General features: G+C 54.0%; 20 protein-coding genes. 3 read left to right on the top strand and 17 right to left on the bottom strand.

Annotated features, from left to right (window positions below; translation table 11 throughout):
- Positions 1-80: 80 nt before the first annotated feature.
- Positions 81-1301: an alginate lyase family protein gene (locus tag AB9N64_RS18595; protein ID WP_122301161.1), complete on the top strand. Its 1221-nt coding sequence runs from the start codon at positions 81-83 to the stop codon at positions 1299-1301.
- Positions 1302-1553: 252 nt separating this feature from the next.
- Here the strand turns inward: AB9N64_RS18595 and AB9N64_RS18590 are convergent, their stop codons facing one another.
- Positions 1554-2453: a LysR family transcriptional regulator gene (locus AB9N64_RS18590; RefSeq protein WP_371359598.1), complete on the bottom strand. Its 900-nt coding sequence runs from the start codon at positions 2451-2453 to the stop codon at positions 1554-1556.
- A 116-nt stretch (positions 2454-2569) separates the two neighbouring features.
- Here AB9N64_RS18590 and AB9N64_RS18585 point away from each other — a divergent pair, with 116 nt between their 5' ends.
- Positions 2570-3601, top strand: coding sequence for an SDR family oxidoreductase (locus AB9N64_RS18585; protein WP_371359596.1), 1032 nt, complete (start codon positions 2570-2572; stop codon positions 3599-3601).
- A 48-nt stretch (positions 3602-3649) separates the two neighbouring features.
- Here AB9N64_RS18585 and AB9N64_RS18580 read toward each other — a convergent pair whose 3' ends face one another.
- From AB9N64_RS18580 to AB9N64_RS18545, 8 genes are all read right to left on the bottom strand, one after another.
- Positions 3650-4237 carry a hypothetical protein gene (locus tag AB9N64_RS18580; protein WP_371359595.1) on the bottom strand — a complete coding sequence of 196 codons (588 nt, stop codon included), beginning with the start codon at positions 4235-4237 and terminating at the stop codon, positions 3650-3652.
- Positions 4234-4806 (bottom strand): RNA polymerase sigma factor, encoded by a 573-nt coding sequence (locus AB9N64_RS18575; protein ID WP_019819946.1) that lies wholly within the window; start codon positions 4804-4806, stop codon positions 4234-4236. The genes AB9N64_RS18580 and AB9N64_RS18575 overlap by 4 nt, the downstream gene beginning before the upstream one ends.
- A gap of 148 nt (positions 4807-4954) precedes the next feature.
- The gene (locus AB9N64_RS18570; RefSeq protein WP_102666675.1) at positions 4955-6595 is read right to left on the bottom strand and encodes a VWA domain-containing protein; all 1641 of its coding nucleotides are present in this window, start codon (positions 6593-6595) and stop codon (positions 4955-4957) included.
- A gap of 201 nt (positions 6596-6796) precedes the next feature.
- Positions 6797-7447: a DUF799 domain-containing protein gene (locus tag AB9N64_RS18565; RefSeq protein WP_005783625.1), complete on the bottom strand. Its 651-nt coding sequence runs from the start codon at positions 7445-7447 to the stop codon at positions 6797-6799.
- On the bottom strand, positions 7444-7806 hold the full coding sequence (locus AB9N64_RS18560; protein WP_032901737.1) for a DUF4810 domain-containing protein: 363 nt from the start codon (positions 7804-7806) through the stop codon (positions 7444-7446). Before AB9N64_RS18560 ends, AB9N64_RS18565 begins: the two co-directional genes overlap by 4 nt.
- A 29-nt stretch (positions 7807-7835) precedes the next feature.
- The gene (locus tag AB9N64_RS18555) at positions 7836-8516 is read right to left on the bottom strand and encodes a CsgG/HfaB family protein (protein ID WP_371359594.1); all 681 of its coding nucleotides are present in this window, start codon (positions 8514-8516) and stop codon (positions 7836-7838) included.
- 890 nt (positions 8517-9406) lie between these two features.
- Entirely contained in the window at positions 9407-10099 is a 693-nt protein-coding gene (locus AB9N64_RS18550) for a hypothetical protein (protein WP_014716401.1), read from the bottom strand.
- A gap of 73 nt (positions 10100-10172) precedes the next feature.
- Entirely contained in the window at positions 10173-10565 is a 393-nt protein-coding gene (locus AB9N64_RS18545; protein WP_171905465.1) for a DUF2846 domain-containing protein, read from the bottom strand.
- A gap of 474 nt (positions 10566-11039) precedes the next feature.
- Between AB9N64_RS18545 and AB9N64_RS18540 the strand changes: the two genes are divergently transcribed.
- Positions 11040-11297 (top strand): hypothetical protein, encoded by a 258-nt coding sequence (locus AB9N64_RS18540; RefSeq protein ID WP_005783616.1) that lies wholly within the window; start codon positions 11040-11042, stop codon positions 11295-11297.
- A gap of 264 nt (positions 11298-11561) precedes the next feature.
- Here the strand turns inward: AB9N64_RS18540 and AB9N64_RS18535 are convergent, their stop codons facing one another.
- The 8 genes from AB9N64_RS18535 to AB9N64_RS18500 all read right to left on the bottom strand — a co-directional run bounded on the left by AB9N64_RS18535 (position 11562) and on the right by AB9N64_RS18500 (position 17443).
- A complete protein-coding gene (locus AB9N64_RS18535) occupies positions 11562-12227 on the bottom strand; it encodes a hypothetical protein (RefSeq protein WP_032901603.1) in 666 nt (221 codons plus the stop codon).
- A 143-nt stretch (positions 12228-12370) separates the two neighbouring features.
- Positions 12371-12778, bottom strand: coding sequence for an Imm63 family immunity protein (locus tag AB9N64_RS18530; RefSeq protein WP_020302870.1), 408 nt, complete (start codon positions 12776-12778; stop codon positions 12371-12373).
- A gap of 670 nt (positions 12779-13448) precedes the next feature.
- Positions 13449-13826: a hypothetical protein gene (locus tag AB9N64_RS18525; RefSeq protein ID WP_081088332.1), complete on the bottom strand. Its 378-nt coding sequence runs from the start codon at positions 13824-13826 to the stop codon at positions 13449-13451.
- Between the two features lie 210 nt (positions 13827-14036).
- The gene (locus AB9N64_RS18520; RefSeq protein ID WP_072435749.1) at positions 14037-14480 is read right to left on the bottom strand and encodes a hypothetical protein; all 444 of its coding nucleotides are present in this window, start codon (positions 14478-14480) and stop codon (positions 14037-14039) included.
- 116 nt (positions 14481-14596) lie between these two features.
- A complete protein-coding gene (locus tag AB9N64_RS18515) occupies positions 14597-15292 on the bottom strand; it encodes a hypothetical protein (RefSeq protein ID WP_019819568.1) in 696 nt (231 codons plus the stop codon).
- Between the two features lie 167 nt (positions 15293-15459).
- Positions 15460-16056, bottom strand: a complete 597-nt coding sequence (locus tag AB9N64_RS18510) for a hypothetical protein (protein ID WP_019819566.1) — start codon at positions 16054-16056, stop codon at positions 15460-15462.
- Between the two features lie 296 nt (positions 16057-16352).
- On the bottom strand, positions 16353-16844 hold the full coding sequence (locus AB9N64_RS18505) for a pentapeptide repeat-containing protein (RefSeq protein WP_019819564.1): 492 nt from the start codon (positions 16842-16844) through the stop codon (positions 16353-16355).
- Positions 16845-17065: 221 nt separating this feature from the next.
- A complete protein-coding gene (locus tag AB9N64_RS18500; protein ID WP_014716395.1) occupies positions 17066-17443 on the bottom strand; it encodes a hypothetical protein in 378 nt (125 codons plus the stop codon).
- Between the last annotated feature and the right edge of the window lie 82 nt (positions 17444-17525).

The following is a 17525-nucleotide window of genomic DNA, read 5'->3' as shown; positions in this document are numbered from 1 at the left end:
CTATCCCTGGGGCAGATTCCAGTCCTGTGCGAATGGCTTTTCAGACCGCGCAAGGTTCTCCCCATCAGGGCGTACACACGATGATCCGTTTGAAGTACCTGTCCAAAAGAGCCGTGCTGCTCTATGCGCTATTGATGAGTATCGGCAGTCAAGCCTCCCCCACCCTGCATACCGAAGCGTTCGTGCATCCTGGCCTGCTCCAGACCCGGGAGGACTTCACGCGGATACGCGAGAAGCTGGCCAACTATAACCAGCCGTGGCTGGCCGGCTGGCAGAAGCTGATCGCCAACCCCCATGCCTCATTAGCCTGGCAGCCCAACCCGATGCCGGTGGTGTACCCCACTTCAGGCGGCCCGAATAACGACAGTGTTCTGTTCAACGACGCAGCCGCCGCGTATGCACTGGCCCTGCGCTGGCAGATCTCCAACAACCCGGCGTATGCCGACAAGGCCGTGAGTATTTTGAACCAGTGGGCCTCGACCCTCACCGCGATCAAAGACAAGCCCGGCAGAGCTTTGGTGGCAGGCTTGTACGGCTACCAACTGGCCAACGCGGCCGAACTGCTGCGCAGCTACCCAAAGTGGCGGGCGGAAGATTTCCAGCGTTTTCAAGGCATGATGCTCACTGTGTTCTACCCCATCAATCATGACTTCCTGGTGAACCACGACGGCGCCCGGCCTGATCATCATGGGGCCAACTGGGACCTAGCCAACATGAACTCGATGCTGGCCATCGGCGTACTGACCGACCGCCGCGATCTCTACAACGAGGCCGTCGACTACTTCAAGCACGGCACCGGTAACGGCGCCCTCGCCCACGCGGTGTGGAAGCTCTACGGCGATGGCCTTGGTCAAGTCCAGGAAAGCGGACGTGATCAGTCACACGCCATGCTCGACATAGCCCTGCTCGGCAGTTTCTGCCAAATGGCCTGGAGCCAGGGCAACGACCTGTTCGGCTACCAGAACAACCGCGTGCTGCAGGGCGCCGAGTATGTGGCCAAGTACAACCTTGGCCAGGAGGTGCCGTTTACCCCCATCCCCAACAGCAGCTTCAAACAGACCGTCATCTCGGCCGATCATCGCGGCGAAACCCGTCCGATATGGGAACTGCTCTACAACCACTACGCCGTGCGAAAGGGCCTCAGCGCACCGAATGTGCAGGCCATGGCAAATAACGTCCAAGTGGAAGGTGGTGGCGGGGATTATGGTGCTGACAGGGTTGGCTACGTCCAGCTGGGGTATGGGACGTTGCTGTATTCGTTGGGGGAATACGGTTTGTCGGAGATGCAGTTAATGCCTTAGAGGTATATCACCGAAGCTGCGCTGCGCATTACAAATGCGTCCTTTCTACCTGTCAAATTCGAGGAATGGCAAGAACGCATTGGTGTGTTGGAAATGTCAAAGGACGCCAGCACCATCGCCGCAGAAGTGTGGAGCCAGATATGAATGAAACACCCGAGGCCTTAAGACCCAGGGCTTTTTTGTGAGCCACTTGCACGCGCAACTCGATGTTGCTACGAGTGGCTAAGCGCCTACATCCCGATGGGTTGAATATTACGAAGGCCTTGATGAATTCCCGGAATGCTGCTTTTCCAGGCTTGAAATTCCACCGCGCAACACCCCCTCCAACACCCCAAAAAACCTCTGAATATGCCCCTGCTTCAACGCCTGCGGCCGCGTCACCAAATAAACCTCCATCGCCGGCAGTTCTATCTCCTGAAAAACCTCACTCAACCCCGTAGCCAAAATACGCGGTAACACCGCCACCCCCATCCCTCGCCTCACCGATTCAAGCTGCACCGCAAACGAACTCACCCTGATCGGCGCATGGTCCAGCCCCGCAGCTTTCGCGGCGCGCATTTGCGGTAGCAGGTCCAGCGGTGGCAGCAAGGCGATGCTGGCGGCAGTGGCTGGTGTTAGCGCAGGAAACCGTTGCAGGTAGTCGGCGGTGGCGAACACGCCGTACGCGAGTTTGCCGAGCCCTCGGTAGATCAGAGAAGGTTCGCCCAGGTGTGCAGTGCGTATGGCAATGTCGGCCACACCTCGTACGATTTTGTGGAAGTCGGTGGTGACCTGTAGTTCTACGGAGCAGCCTGGGTGCTGCGCGGTGAAGCGGCTGGCGGCTTCGAGCACGCTGGCAGAAAAGCCTTCGCCGGCGCTCACCAGCACGGTGCCGCTGAGGGCTGCTGGCGTGCCGTCGACGGCGGCCTGGCGTCGCAGGCCGGATTCGGCTGCCAGGGCGACGTCCACCAGCGCTTGGCCTCGGGAGGTGAGCCGGCAGCCTTCCACGCCGCGTTCCACCAGTGGTTCGCCCAGGGCGGTTTCCAGTTGGGTGAGGCGGCGGGAGACGGTAGAGGCCGCGATGTCGAGTAACTGGCCTGCCTGTAAAAAGCTGCCGCGCCGTGAGACTGCCAGCAGCAGTCGAAGATCGTCCCAATTTGCATGCAATGCCATATCTCCGCGCTTCCCTGGTGTGCAGATGTGCAAAGCCATTATGCCGCAGGCGCTGTTTTTACGGCGCGGGCTCGCGGGTATATCTACTGGCCTTCTCAACAAATGGAATGGCCTGTATGAACACGAACCCCAATCGCTTGCACAGCACCTTTGTGACCGGTGCCACCGGCTTGCTGGGCAATAACCTGGTACGGGAGCTGGTCGCACGGGGTTATGCGGTGAAGGCGCTGGTGCGCTCGGCGGCCAAGGGCGCGCAGCAGTTCGGCGATGTGCCGGGCGTGGAGCAGGTGGTGGGAGACATGGCAGATGTGGATGCCTTCGCGGCGGCGTTGCAAGGCTGCGATACGGTGTTTCACTGCGCGGCGTTCTTTCGGGATAACTACAAGGGCGGCAGCCATTGGGAGGAGCTGGAAAAGATCAATGTCGTCGGTACGCGAGCGCTGCTGCAACAGGCCTATGACGCCGGTGTGCGACGGTTTGTGCATACCTCGTCGATTGCCGTGCTCGACGGTGCCCCCGGTACGCCGATCGACGAGACGTGCCTGCGGGCCGAAGCCGATGCGGACGACTACTACCGCAGCAAGATCCTGGCTGAGCGGGAGGTGTTGAGGTTTCTTGAAAGCCATCCGCAGATGCACGCCTGCATGGTCTTGCCCGGTTGGATGTGGGGGCCGGGTGACCGTGGGCCGACGTCTTCGGGGCAGTTGGTGAGGGACGTGATCAACGGCAAGTTGCCGGGGCTGATTCCTGGCACCTTTTCTCTGGTCGATGCCCGCGATGTGGCCTGGGCGCACATTGCTGCCGCCCAAAGCGGGCGACGGGGCGAGCGTTATCTCGCGGCCGGTCGCAACTTGACCATGCGCCAGCTGATGCCTGTGCTGGGGCGTATTGCCGGGGTCAAGGTGCCCTCCCGCCAGCTGCCGCTGCCCGCGCTGTACCTGTTGGCAGCGGTGCAAGAGGCCTATGCCTACGTGACCGGAAAGCCCATTTTGCTGAGCATGGCGACGTTGCGGCTGTTGATACGCGAGGAGCACCGTACCCGCTTTGACCACCGCAAAAGTGAAGAGGAACTGGGGCTGAGTTTTCGCGTGCTGGAGCAGACCCTCACGGACACGGTGGCGTGGTCCCGGGCCTACGGCGGATTGTAATAAAAAGCCCCAGGCCGACAGGCCTGGGGCTGGTTCGTGGCGGCAGGTTCAATGCTGTTGCAACGCCTCTAGCCGTGCCGGCAAGTCCTCCTGCGGGAAGCGTTGGTACAGCGCCAGCAGTTTCTCGTCCGCCGCCTTGGTTTCCCCCGCTCGACGCAGGTTCACAATCTCCTGCAGGCCTTCTTCCAACGTAGGCAGTGTCCGTTTGCTGAGTTTTGCCGCTGGCTGATCCGCCAATGCGCTTTCGGCTTGAGCAGGAGCGCTTTCAACCCTAGGCGCTACGGCCATGCGGGCCATTGGCGCGGGTGCGGAAAACGCTTGCGGCGCCGGGTGAGCCGCTTCTTCGTGGCGCGGCGCGGAGAATGTCGCGGTGGAGATTTCAGGTTGCGGCACGGGGGAGCGCATGACCACGCCGATCATCAGTGCCAACCCGGCGACGGTGGCGAATGCCATTTGCCAGCGCGGGCGTTGGCAGGCTTGCAGCCAGCGTTGCCACAGGCTGGGTTGCGGCTGCGGGGCTTCGCGGCGGGCGGCGTTGAGGATGAAGGCGTCGAGGGACGCGGGCGGTTCGCCCGTGCTGTGTTGACGGTAGTGCTGGAGCAGCGCGTCGTCCGGGGTGTGTCGGGAGTCAGTCATACAGGTACCTCCTCGGCCAGCAGGCGCCGCAATTTTTGCAGGGCGTAGCGCAGGCGGCTTTTTACGGTTTCCAGCGGGGCGCCGGTGAGGGTGGCGATTTGCGGTACTTCGAGCTCGCCGTGCAGGCGCAGCAGAAACACTTCGCGCTGGTCTTCGGGCAACGCTTGCAGGGCCGCGTCGAGGCGCGCCTGGTCGCGGCTGAGGGTCAGTTGCTGCTCGGGGCCGTCGCTGTCGTCGGCCTGGGCGTGCAGCTGTTCATCGTAGCTGTCATGCAGGGGGTTGTGGATGCCGTGCTTGCGCCAATGGTCGATCAGGCGGTTGCGGGCGATCTGGAACAACCAGGTGCGAAAACTCGCCCGGCCTTGTGGCTGGGTGGTGCTGCGGATGAGGCTGAGCCAGGTGTCCTGGTAGATTTCTTCGGCCAGTTCGGCTTTGTTGCACAGGGACACGAGGAAACGGTACAGGCCCTGGCGGTGGCGGCTGTACAAAGCTTCGAAGGCGGCAGCGTCACCGGTTCGGTAGCGGGCCAGCAGCGATTCGTCGCTGGGTGAGTCGTCTGGAACGGCCATGTAGTGGGCGAACTCCTTTTGGTCAGCCGAAGCAGGGTTAGTGTGGGAGCTGGCTTGTCGAATCGTCGCAACGCTGCGATGGCATCCACTCAGTGTGCCTGGTGAACCGAGTTGTCTGCATCGCAGGCAAGCCAGCTCCCACATTGGTTCATTGTTGTGTTCGAGATTCGGGTTTGAGGCTTTGGGCCAGCTCCACCAGTTGCACGAATTCGTTGCGCAGCCCGAACGGGTCATCGCCGCGGGCCGAGCGCGCCAGTTTGGCGGTGTCTTGCAAGCTCATGGTGCCAGTGTAGCGGCCATCGCCCTTGAGCTGTTGGGCGAAGGCGGCCACGGCAGACGAGAAACGCAGGTCGTCGCTGGCCGGGGCAGCCTGGTTGGCGATGGGGCGTTCGATCAACTGGCTGTTACCGCCCGCAGCTGGTTTGTAGCGCACCCGCAGCATCGCCAGCTCATCGGACTTGCCTTCGGTCGCAGGCGCGTCGGCGTAACGCAGAGGTTCCAACCAGCCCTTCTCGCCCTTGGGCACGATTTCATACAGCGCGGTCACCGTGTGCCCTGCGCCAATCTCGCCGGCATCGACCTTGTCGTTGTTGAAATCCTCACGTTTCAGGGCGCGGTTTTCATAACCCAGCAGGCGGTATTCGCTGACCTGGGCCGGGTTGAATTCCACCTGCAGTTTCACATCCCGCGCCACCACGGCCAGGGTAGAACTGAGTTGCTCCACCAGCACTTTGCGCGCTTCGCGCAGGTTGTCGATGTAGGCGTAGTTGCCGTCGCCCGCGTCGGCCAGTTGTTCCATCAGGTGTTCGTTGTAGTTGTCCACGCCAAAGCCGAGGGTGGTCAGCGATACGCCGCTTTTGCGCTGGGCCACGGCCATTTGCTTGAGGCTGTCAAAATCGCTGATGCCCACGTTGAAGTCACCGTCGGTGGCCAGCAGGATGCGGTTGATGCCGTTAGCGATAAAGCCTTCGCGGGCCATCTGGTAGGCCAGTTCGATGCCGGACGCGCCCGCCGTGGAACCGCCGGCGGTGAGTTGGTCGATGGCGTTGCGGATCTTGGCTTTTTCACTGCCCGAGGTGGGCTTGAGCACCACGCGGGATTCACCGGCGTAGACCACCAGTGACACGCGGTCCTGATCACGCAGTTGATCCACCAGTAATTTCAGCGTGCTTTTGACCAGCGGCAAGCCTTCGCGACGGTCCATGGAGCCGGACACGTCCACCAGGAACACCAGGTTGGCGGGCGCCAGTTCGGCCACGGGTTTATCGGAGGCCTTGATGCCGATGCGCAGCAGTTTTGTGCGCGGGTTCCATGGCGTGGTGGCGACTTCGGTGGTGACGCCAAAGGGCGAACCATCGGTGGGCAGCGCGTAATTGTAGGGAAAGTAGTTGACCATTTCCTCCAATCGCACCGCGCCTTCGGGCGGTAGACGGCCTTGGTTGAGGAAGCGCCGTACGTTGGCGTAGCTGCCCGTGTCGACATCCACGCTGAAGGTGGAGACCGGAGTTTCGGCGACGCGGTGCACGGGGTTGTCGGGCAGGTTGGCGTATTGCTCGCGGGGTTCGCTGCGGTCATTCATCATCGCCATTTCACGCACCATCATCGGTGCCGGCATGGCCATGCGTTTGGCCATCGCGCCCTCAACCGGCGGGCTGTACAGCTCGGCGACGGGTTGTGCGGGTTTGGCCACCTCGGGAGAGGAAGACAGCCCACACCCGGCCAGCGCTACCAGCAGGGTGACGGTGAAGCCTTGGGCAGCGGGACGCAGGTAAAGCAGAGGGCGGGACATGGGGCTGAACCTCGTGAATGAATGAGCCGTTCACAAGGTCAGACGCGACATAGGTTGGGTTCGGGTTAAACCCTTGAAATTCACCCCGATCAATGTGGGAGCTGGCTTGCCTGCGATAGCGGTGTGTCAGGCAGCCTTTCCAGCACTGGCCCACCGCTATCGCAGGCAAGCCAGCTCCCACAGTTGAATGGCGGTGTTCTCTTAGTCCGTGCCGTATTTCGGGTTACGCGGGCCATACAAGATGCCGGTGCGCTGCCCTGCCGACAGCAACCGCGCACTGGTGATACCGGCAATCGGGTGCGCCGCATCGGTAGAGCTGTTGATCACTTGCTTGACCGCCGCCGTGATCAGCATGCCCACCAGGCCGCCGCCGTTGTTGTTGCCCTCCTCGCTCGACGCCCGCGCCGAACCGGTCCACAGGGTGGTGCCGGTGCGCAGGTCCACCAGTTTGGCCGAGGCCGTCACCGAGGTGTCGCTGGAGATCAGCATGTACTGAGTGCCGTACTCGCTGATGGTGATGTACAGCGCCGCGTCCGCACCAAAGATGTCATGCAGCTTGGCCGGTTGTACGGCCTGGATATCGTTGGCGGTGGTCAGGCCGTTCTGACGGAAGGTTTCGTCCACCAGGGCAATCGGCAACACGTAGTAGCCGGCTTCGGCCAGCGGGTAGGTGACTTGCGACACCAGGCTGTAGGACGCCTGCACTTCCGGCGATTCATTGATCGGCGGCAGTACCAGGATCGACTTGGGCCGCGCCTGTTTGTACGCCGAATAATCAACCGTCTTGGGCGCGGCACAACCGCCGAGCAACGCCAGGGCCAGTAAGGCGCCGGTGAGTTTTAACAGGCTCATTTGGTGGCGACTCCGGCTTTGGCGTTTTTCAACAGAAAGTCCATGTACGCAGCAGACTCGGGGAACAGCGCCTTCTCGGTGCGAAACTCCTGCACCATCTGGTCATCCTTGCCCATGTTCATGTACAGCATGCCCAGGTGCGCGTGGTAACCCGGCGGCGCCTTGCGGCCACTGGCGTTGATCTTCTGCAGATCGCGCTCCAGTGCTTCCACCTGAGCTTCCTTGGGCTCGCCTTTGAAGTACTCGTAAACCTGCGGCTGGTAGCTCTCCCATTGATACAGGGGCTGGGGCGCCGTCTGGCACCCGGTTACCGTTGCGACTGCTGCCAGCGTCAGCGCTAACTTCACTGCCTTGCTCATCCGTGTACTGCTCCTTGTGGTGTGGCTGATCAGTTACGCGGGTTCCAGGCGCCGGCGTTGATGCCGTCGACCAGGCGGTTGATCGCTTCGCGCATGGCCAGGTCCAGCACCTTGCCATTGAGGGTGGAGTCATAGCTGGCGGTGCCGCCGAAGCCGATCACTTCACGGTTGGACAGCGCGTACTCACCAGCGCCCTGGGTGGAATACACCACTTCGGAGGTATTGATGTTGACGATATTCAACGCGACTTTGGCGTAGGCCACTTGGGTCTTGCCACGGCCGAGAATGCCGAAAAACTGGCGGTCGCCGGTTTCTTTGCGGCCGAATTCGGTCACATCGCCAGTTACCACATAGTCAGCGCCCTTGAGCTTCTGCACGGTGCCTTTGATTTTGGCTTCCTGGGAGATTTCGCCCATGTTGTCGCGGTCCAGCACGCTGAAGCGGTTGGTCTGCTGCAAGTGGGTGATGAGGATGGTCTTGGCCTGGCCGCCGAGACGGTCAACGCCATCGGAGAAGATGCCGCGCATGTAGCTGGAGCGGTTATCGAACTTACCCACGGCAATCGGCACACGCACGCCGGAATAGGCAACGTGGGCGCTGGCGACTTGCTCCACCGGCATCGCGCGGTTGCTCTCGGTGGCACAACCGGCCACGGTCAACAGCGCCGCGGCGGTGAGGCCCGACAGCAGGATTTTGGACAGTGTCTTCACAGGGTGCTCCTTGGGTGAGGAAATCAGCGTTGCTGGGTTTTCCAAGGAGAAAGGCAGCCTGAAAACGCACTGGCCTGAATTCTTCCCTGAAAGACGGTGATGCAACGGCTGCGGCATTTTACGGGGTTGAGAGCGGTTCTCAAGTTGTTTCGGCCATAGGTGGGTGGCTTACCCTACTGCCGACCGCAATACTCAAAGCAACGAAGATCAAATGTGGGAGCTGGCTTGCCTGCGAAAGCGGCAGTGCAGCAACAGATGCAGCGACTGACCCACCGCCTTCGCGGGCAAGCCCAATGCCGATCAATTAAACGAACGCAATGCCCAAAGCAACGAAGATCCAATGTGGGAGCTGGCTTGCCTGCGAAAGCGATAGTGCAGCAACAGATGCAGCGACTGACACACCGCCTTCGCGGGCAAGCCCAATGCCGATCAATTAAACGAACGCAATGCCCAAAGCAACGAAGATCCAATGTGGGAGCTGGCTTGCCTGCGATAGCGTTAGTGCAGTAGTAGTTGCGGTGACTGACACACCGCCTTCGCGGGCAAGCCCAATGCCGATCAATTAAACGAACGCAATGCCCAAAGCAACGAAGATCCAATGTGGGAGCTGGCTTGCCTGCGAAAGCGATAGTGCAGCAACAGATGCAGCGACTGACACACCGCCTTCGCGGGCAAGCCCAATGCCGATCAATTAAACGAACGCAATGCCCAAAGCAACGAAGATCCAATGTGGGAGCTGGCTTGCCTGCGAAAGCGGTAGTGCAGCAACAGATGCAGCGACTGACACACCGCCTTCGCGGGCAAGCCCGCTCCCACAGGGGAACTGCGCTTAACCCTGACTGGTATTAGTCCAAGCCCGCCCACCAACAGCAGCCAGCCTTCGCACAGCCCTACTTGAGCTCCTTCACCAGGTACTGCGCAGAAATCTGCGTAATCCCGGTCAACGCCCGGCGCAAAGCTTCCGGGTCCGTGCGGTAGGTTAACGGTGTATAGCCATAAACGTTCTGACCATTAAACGGCGTGACCGCTTCAAAGGTGCGCCAGATCATCTCATCGCCCCGATCCATCTGCGCTAACACGTTAAGGGTCGGATAAATCACACTGCTGAAACCCTGGGTCAGGCGAAAGCCCCACTCGGACACAGTCAGCTGAATCTGCGCATCGGCGGGCTCATCATCGCCGACCACCTTGAGCGTCGACGTCTTACCCAACTCATCGACAAAGCCCTGTTTGAGCAACACGCCTACATCGAGTTTTTCCGCCTCCATCACCGTCAGAATAGCCACCGGCGTCGGCATCTCGGCCAACTGCCCAAGCTTCATGCCGCCGGCAAACCCGGCGCCACTCAACGCCGCAGTACCCAGCTTGGACGCCCCGCTGGTCATGCCAACACCCGCGCCAACCCCGGCACCCAGGGCCGCGCCCCAGGCCTGTTCGCGGCCGAAGTACACCATGTTCTTTTCCCACTTCACGGGCAGGACTTTGACGGTCTTGATCTGCGCGCGGTTTTCGGGAGTGAGGGGGTGGCTGACGCAGCCGCCGAGGATGAGGGTGGTGAGGAGAATGAAAAGGAGGTTTTTCACATCAGTCCTTTAATGTTTGCAGTGAATACGAGAAGTCGGCAGAGCCTGGACCCTGCCGACACACTGGCTCAACTCATTTGCTTTCTTTGGCAATGGTGCCCAAGGACGCATCCTTGACCAGGTAACGGCCTTCGACTTCGCTCAGCGCTTTGAGGCTGTTACGCGCCACGGCGAAGCCCATTTCGACTTCCTGCTTGAGGTAAACCACCTCACCCGCTTTGACATCAATCGGCATGTCCGCCCAGTTTTCAGCCTTGGAGCTGATCACGTGTTTGCCCGGCGTCACGAAAAAATAGATGTACTGGTTACCACGGTTGTAACCCATCTCCGAGTCGGCTTCCTTGTCATCCAGGAACACATTGAACCGCACCATCATCCCGACATTGCTAGGGCGCACGACGTACACCAAACCTTTATCGGCCACGGCAGCCTTGGGCAGCGAATAGTTCGCCACGTCAGCCTGCATCTTCTCCACCGACGGCGTCGAGGAACAGCCAAACAGCGTGGCAAGGGACAGAACGACAGCGGCTTTGCAGAACAACTTGATCATGTATTTCTTCCTTGTGGGTAACGGTGGAGCGGTTTTGAGAGTGCCGATGATGGCGGGATCTCATTTTTATGGCATGGCCCGAAGCATTGTGCCATTGCTGTGATGCCTTGCGCGGTTTTGGGTGAGGGGCTTATAGTCCGGCCGTCGCCCATACGGCGATCAGGTTTGGCGACCTGACAACAGAGTGCAAAAGCAATCCGCTTCATGCAGGTGTTTTTGCACCCGCAAAGCTGTGCTCGTTATGGCGGCTGTGCGCGGGAGACCTTCGGGTCTGCCGGTTTACTCTGTTGCCGGTTCGCCAACCTGCGTACAGCTGCCACCCATTCGTTTGGCGACGATTGAGTGGTGGCTTCAACCACCAAAAACAGAGTGTTAAGTATGAATAGATACATGCCCCTAACCGGCCACGACTGCACCGTCCCAGCCCTGATCATCGACACCCAGGCACCTCTCGACGTCCTTCACGACGCCGCCGTGCACCGCATTCGGGCCGTCACCCAACTGCTGGAAAACCTGGCCTTCCGCGAACAACTCAGCAGCGATGCCGTAGTGCTTTCAGACTTCGCCCACTTGCTGGCCATTCCGCTGCGCGATGGGTGTGATTTGCTGGATGTCATCAGTCGCAGGCTTAATGCCGATCCGTCCTGAGTGAAAACCGGGCGGCCTTTGTGTCGCCCGCTTTGTGCTCAATTCCCTTGGCCCCTGTCTTTATCGTTAGACTCACGCTCTTTACGATTTTTCAACCAGGACTGTATCCAAACTCCTACCCCAGTAGGTATTGCGTAAATGAAAAAGGTGAAAAAGGGGACAGATTTATTTAGTGCGCCTTTAAACTCTAATTTAAATAAATCTGCCCCCTTTTCGTTTGCAATCAAAACTGCAATACACCAACCAATTTGACTAGACAAAAAATCAAACCACTAAGCTCTTTATTCGATCACCCGCACTGAGTAGTTCGTCGGCAGAAAGCGGAGTATAACTAATTACAATCAAAACCCCCTCTTCAAACTCACACACTTCTTCTACATAACCATTCAACAAATCAACAAGTTCACGAGGCCCTTTTTCAAAGGCGCGAAAACACAACTCCTTATCGAAATAATTCGCTGCATTTATACGAAAAACGCCATCCCTACCGTTAACGTCTTTTTTTGTAGCATCACAAGCTTCCAACACTAAAGGCCAATCGCTCCTCGTAACACTCCAATCATGTAAAGCTGAGCGATAGGAGCCAAACGCCTTTATATAAACAGGAAAAACAACCTTCAACAAATACGAATAGTCGACTTTGGAGTCTGTAAATTCAATAAATAGCGTATCATCAAACTGCGCATCATCTTGGAGATACTTCTGATCTCGCAGAGCATATGAAATTCGACCTTTAACGCCGACTGGAAGTAGCTTATCCAATGACACCGAGGTCACCAACTCGCTTCCAATAGGGGGAACTTCAAAGGCATCGTTCAAACTCCACGGAACGCCCAAATCGCCTATAGCTCTCAAAAAATCTTTATGCCTCTCTTCGATAGACTCTGAAACACTAGGTCTATGCCGAAACTCAAGCTTATATTTAGTCATTACCGTGCCACCCTTACAGAAATATTTCGAACAAAAGGGGACAGATTTATTTAATATGCTTTTCAACTCTAATTTAAATAAATCTGTCTCCTTTTCTCACCTTTTCTCAAACCCTTAACCTTTCCTGATCATTCCCATCGACTTCAACTATCTGAAAATGGAGCGGCGAGCAGTACCGCCTCGATTTCATCAGACGCTTTTTTTCCCCATTCCTTATTAATCCTACTAAGTTCCGAGAGGTACTTTTCAAAAATCATTATTCTGGAGTCTTTTCCGGCAGCACGATGGGAGAGCTCGTAATCTACCGCCATATTGAAAGCTACACGACTGATTATCCAAAAGAGAAGTTCATCCAGCGAATGCGTGTGCTTTCTGAAAATCTCATAACCTCTTTCTGAGGAGACATATTCAAAACCCTCACTTTTAAACTCCACGTGAGGAGTACCATCTTCGGGGGAGCTCTCTCTAACCAACAGCATAGACTTAGGCGCTCCCAACTTAGCGCCTATCAAACTCACGGTTTTCTGCAGCTCACCGAAATTGGAAACCATACTAATTCGTTCGTCTCAACAAAAGGGGACTGATTTATTTAATGCACCTTTAAACTCTAATTTAAATAAATCCGCCCCCTTTTCTCTCTTTTCTTTACCCTTAAAACAGCAGTTAAAAGACATAACATCCTTTTACGTTAGAAGTTTCGTATCTCCATGACTTTATTAGCCGATCCGCAGCGACAAAAACCGAATATCGGCAATCTCTAATCCAAGTTATGTAATACCGCCTGCCTCCGTTTTCATCAACAACCTTATCAAAGGTCTTATTTTTATTTACAGGCGACCAATATGAGTCGCCACATCCTCGAGTGCAGTCTTTGTAAAGGTGGGAATCGAAATGAGTACCTACCCATAGATTCATTCCATTTTCCCAATTGGAATGGGAAGGTGCGCAGCCAGCCAAGGCCGACAATAATACTACTAAAAGCCATTTATTAATTTTCACGCTTTTTCTCCGACTCAATTGCTGGGCGCTACTTATCGTACAGTGCTCCATAATTTACAAGCAGAGCAGGCGGCACGAACAAAAGGGGACAGATTTATTTAATAGGTATTTTTCAACTCTAACTTAAATAAATTCTTCCCCTTTTTTTCAGTCTCCTTTTTTCATTTCCACATTATTGCTAACACACCCTCATCTCTAACCCAAAAAAATCTATCCTACCTTTTAAAATACAACACTTGGAAATACTTTACGAAACATATGCTGTATCGCTGGCAACCGGGCTAGTTCGTCCAACATTTCGGCAGCCGAAAGCGGCATATCGTAGGGTACCGTGCCACGGAGCAGTGCTATTCCATATAAGGCATATTCCTCGTTTTTAGAGTGACTCCAATTTGGAACATAGCCAATTACTTTGTAGATCTTGAAAATAGGCTCATCAAACTCAATCAAATCATATAAAAAATCTGGAGCTCCCTCCGCCCCTAAAAATCCTGCGCACCACGATTGTAACTCTGATCTATCAATAGCCTCGCAGAACAGACAGGTAATTACAAACCCTAAAAGCTCATCACTGTAACGCTCAGTTTTTTCTATAATCACTTTCCGCCCCCCATAGCTTCACCACCTATGTGTCCAATTTTGCTGTGAACAAAAGGGGACTGAACGAAAGGGGACAGATTTATTTAATATACCTTTCAACTCTAACTTAAATAAATCTGTCCCCTTTTCCTTGAGTGAAAATCGGGCGGCCTTTGTGTCGCCCGCTTTGTGCGTGAGCAATCCAACCAAAAAACCGGTCCACTTTTTTCGTCATTTCACGCAGCAAACTTGATCATCAGAAAGATAATAAAGTCCCTCCAGTTTTCCGCAAATGGAAGGAAGACCAAAAATCGGTTCTGAGGTATAAGAAATAGGCAACTCGGATCTAATCAAATCGGCGAACTCCGAACTTTCCCACGCGGGAGTTACTATACCGTTCCAAAAACTTACGGCCTCTCCCGTTCCAGACAATACAACAGGCCTCAAGTATTCAACTGCAAGATTGGAGTCCCAATACAAATAACCGCAATACACAGAGCCATTTTCACCAAAAAAATCAGCTCGAACGATAATCTGAAAGTCTGAGCACGTTTCCTGTTCGGCGAGGGGGCGTATAGTTAATTCGTCCTCCACGGTGTCGTCCATCGGAAAGAACCAAACGCTATAACTACCAAGATCATCAATCGTCAGCTCACATACTTGTTTATCCGTCATAACTCGCCGCGCCCTATGCAATTAAGCACAACAAAATAGGACAGGTTTATCTGATACACTTTCCCAGCTAAAATTTAAATAAATCTGTGCCATTTTCTCTCTATCCCTTATAGCGCCTATTGGTTTAAGTCAGCCATTAGTTTAGCTATCACTAACTCGAAAGCATTCTGCAAAGCGCTACGGAGAGCTTCAGGGTTTGTTGCGTACTCCTGAGGTGTATACGCCTGGACATTTCCCTCACTGAACGCTGTTACAGTTTCGAAATTCCTCCAAACTACTGCGTCGCCGAGCTTCATGGTCGCTACAATGCCCACTGTGGGATAAAGCTCTGCACTGTAGTTTTTCAAGGCAAAGCCCCATTCGGACACGACAAATTCTATATGCGCATCGGCCCGGCCGCCCTCCGGTTCAACTTTGAATAAATGCTCAGCACTGATCCGTGCCTCCAACAGTTGTTTGAACAACTGCCTTGGATCTATTTCGTTACGCTGCAAGTTCAACAAAATTGCCTGCCGTGGACTTGAAGCTCCACCATCAGCCACTTTCGCGCCCGCTGCCACACCCACGCCAGCCATAGCACTGGTAGCGACTTTGGACGAATCCGATGCCATTCCCACAGCCACCCCGGCACCGGCACCTAAGCCGGCCCCCCAGGCTTGATCCATGCTGGTGTACTTGAACTGCTGCTCCGAAAACGAGGCAGGCAAAATAGTGACAGTCGTGATTTTATGGCGGTTTTCAATGCTCAGGTCTTGTGTTACGCAGCCAACCAGCAGAAATAAAGTGCAAAAAACTACGAAAATTTTTTTCATACATAACACTCTTGAAAGTTAGGCGAACTTGAAAACTAAACCCAAAAGGCTTACCCCCCTAAATAAACGCAACTTCGCCCATCAAATCTTGACGCCCACCTTAGTTATAGCACGACGAAAGGCCATTTTTGTGTCAGATTCACGAATAAATCGCCTCAACACCACGACTAAACATAGCGAAACTTCCAGAGATCACCGCTCTTCATCCAATATCTCTCAGCATCTGGTATTAAAAAACTAAAATCTGAACACTTGGATGTCCAATCAGAATATGAGAGTTCCTCGTGGAATCGGTCTTGATCCATATGCATATATATTCTTCTATCAAAATTAATATAGAATACGGGCAACCTAGACGCTACACGGCCAACAAGACCGAATATATCCGCACTCAAACTCGCGCCTGACAAAAAGTAGCCCTCAACCTCTTTCAACAACCGGGGTAAACTACAGTCGTCATCCAGCTCAAAAATTTTTGAAAGGTCTTCACCCGTCAACACACCTTCACTAACACTATTTAGATACTGCGAAAAATTATCGGCTGTTAGCTTTAAAATTCCACCACGGAACACCCTACACGCTTCTTCATACTGCGCCTGGGTTATATGCCCTTTATCCAAATATGCGCGATAGTCTTTTTCCGCATCCAATGAAAAGTTATACTTATAATCCAAAACCCAATAACACTTAGCACCACTTACAAAAAAACAGATACTTTTCTCACCAGACCATAAACCATCAAGCACTTCTTTATTTAAATTCAATTCCCGAACTCCTTTAAAAATTCTTCATGAGCGTAAATGCGGGCGTTGCTTGAGTGCTTTTCAAGCAACGATTCCCACACCTTAGGAAGTTCCAGGGCTGTCCCAGGTTGGTCGGATCTACAATTTTAGGCGCTGACGGGTCTCGGTTGACTCCTGGAATCGGACGTTGAGGAACTGCGTTAGCCATAATTTCACTATGGAGTTTAGCATCGACATCAAATACAACCACGATAGAAAAAGGGGACAGATTTATTTAATATGCTTTTCAACTCTAACATAAATAACGCCCCCCTTTTCTACTCTCGTTTAAGCACTTTAATCGCACCATAACTTTCTGGTCGAAACCCACTTGGCCAGACAGTAGCGTCATTATACGTAGCGCCCAAAAAAAACGCCTCTTCGATTCTATTTGCACAAAGATCAGCGCCACATAAATTTGATCTAATAAAGCTAGCACCACCAATATCAGCACCATCAAAACTTGCACATGAAAGATTTGCACCGGCAAAATCAGCAAATGCTGCCATTGCGCCTGCGAAAGAAGTATTACTCATAACTGAATTCATAAAATTTGAATTCATCAGAGCTGCTCGATCAAATATAGCTCGATCTATAAACGCGTTAACAAATGAGGCACTTCTCAGATTCGAACCAGAAAAGTCGGCACTTCCAATATTAAGCTCATCAAATATAGCGCGATGCAACTGCAACCCTTTCAAACTTGCACCAACAAAACCATTTAAAGGTAGAGTTAATATCTCGCCCGTCTCAAAATTAATATTAATCATTTATCCCCCCAATCCACCGGATCCACCTTCACCTCAGACATTGGCTTAGTTAAGCCAGCTTTATTCGGCGGTAATGTTCCAACAAAATGGGACAGATTTATTTAATAGGCTTTTCAACTTTAATTTAAATAAATTTGTCCCATTTTTTAGTCCCCTTTTTTCATTTCCACATTATTGCTAACACACCCTCATCTCTACCCCAAAAAAATCTATCCTACCTTTTAAAATACAACACTTGGAAATACTTTACGAAACATATGCTGTATCGCTGGCAACCGGGCTAGCTCGTCCAACATTTCGGTAGCCGAAAGCGGCATATCGTAGGGTACCGTGCCACGGAGCAGTGCTATTCCATATAAAGCATATTCCTCGTTTTTAGAGCGACTCCAATTTGGAACATAGCCAATTACTTTGTAGATCTTGAAAATAGGCTCATCAAATTCAATCAAATCATATAAAAAATCTGGAGCTCCCTCCTCCCCTAAAAATCCTGCGCACCACGATTGTAACTCCAATCTATCAATAGCCTCGCAGAACAGACAGGTGATTACAAACCCTAAAAGTTCATCACTGTAACGATCAGTTCTTTCTGTAATCACTTTCCGCCCTCGAATCTCCCCTTTTTTAGGGGGGATAGATATTATCTAATAGGTCTTGTACTGCCATAACAGATCTAAATAC

The organism is Pseudomonas sp. KT_2_4 (assembly GCF_041410225.1).
GTDB lineage: Bacteria > Pseudomonadota > Gammaproteobacteria > Pseudomonadales > Pseudomonadaceae > Aquipseudomonas > Aquipseudomonas paracarnis.
The sequence above is the reverse complement of the archived record's forward strand: the minus strand, read 5'-3'. Positions and strand labels throughout refer to the sequence as shown.

Excerpts from the sequence above, each read along its gene's own strand:
- AB9N64_RS18595 (WP_122301161.1), top strand. The coding sequence starts at position 81 with ATGATCCGTTTGAAGTACCTGTCCAAAAGAGCCGTGCTGCTCTATGCG.
- AB9N64_RS18590 (WP_371359598.1), bottom strand. The coding sequence starts at position 2,453 with ATGGCATTGCATGCAAATTGGGACGATCTTCGACTGCTGCTGGCAGTC.
- AB9N64_RS18585 (WP_371359596.1), top strand. The coding sequence starts at position 2,570 with ATGAACACGAACCCCAATCGCTTGCACAGCACCTTTGTGACCGGTGCC.
- AB9N64_RS18580 (WP_371359595.1), bottom strand. The coding sequence starts at position 4,237 with ATGACTGACTCCCGACACACCCCGGACGACGCGCTGCTCCAGCACTAC.
- AB9N64_RS18575 (WP_019819946.1), bottom strand. The coding sequence starts at position 4,806 with ATGGCCGTTCCAGACGACTCACCCAGCGACGAATCGCTGCTGGCCCGC.
- AB9N64_RS18570 (WP_102666675.1), bottom strand. The coding sequence starts at position 6,595 with ATGTCCCGCCCTCTGCTTTACCTGCGTCCCGCTGCCCAAGGCTTCACC.
- AB9N64_RS18565 (WP_005783625.1), bottom strand. The coding sequence starts at position 7,447 with ATGAGCCTGTTAAAACTCACCGGCGCCTTACTGGCCCTGGCGTTGCTC.
- AB9N64_RS18560 (WP_032901737.1), bottom strand. The coding sequence starts at position 7,806 with ATGAGCAAGGCAGTGAAGTTAGCGCTGACGCTGGCAGCAGTCGCAACG.
- AB9N64_RS18545 (WP_171905465.1), bottom strand. The coding sequence starts at position 10,565 with ATGCAGGCTGACGTGGCGAACTATTCGCTGCCCAAGGCTGCCGTGGCC.
- AB9N64_RS18540 (WP_005783616.1), top strand. The coding sequence starts at position 11,040 with ATGCCCCTAACCGGCCACGACTGCACCGTCCCAGCCCTGATCATCGAC.
- AB9N64_RS18535 (WP_032901603.1), bottom strand. The coding sequence starts at position 12,227 with ATGACTAAATATAAGCTTGAGTTTCGGCATAGACCTAGTGTTTCAGAG.
- AB9N64_RS18530 (WP_020302870.1), bottom strand. The coding sequence starts at position 12,778 with ATGGTTTCCAATTTCGGTGAGCTGCAGAAAACCGTGAGTTTGATAGGC.
- AB9N64_RS18520 (WP_072435749.1), bottom strand. The coding sequence starts at position 14,480 with ATGACGGATAAACAAGTATGTGAGCTGACGATTGATGATCTTGGTAGT.
- AB9N64_RS18515 (WP_019819568.1), bottom strand. The coding sequence starts at position 15,292 with ATGAAAAAAATTTTCGTAGTTTTTTGCACTTTATTTCTGCTGGTTGGC.
- AB9N64_RS18505 (WP_019819564.1), bottom strand. The coding sequence starts at position 16,844 with ATGATTAATATTAATTTTGAGACGGGCGAGATATTAACTCTACCTTTA.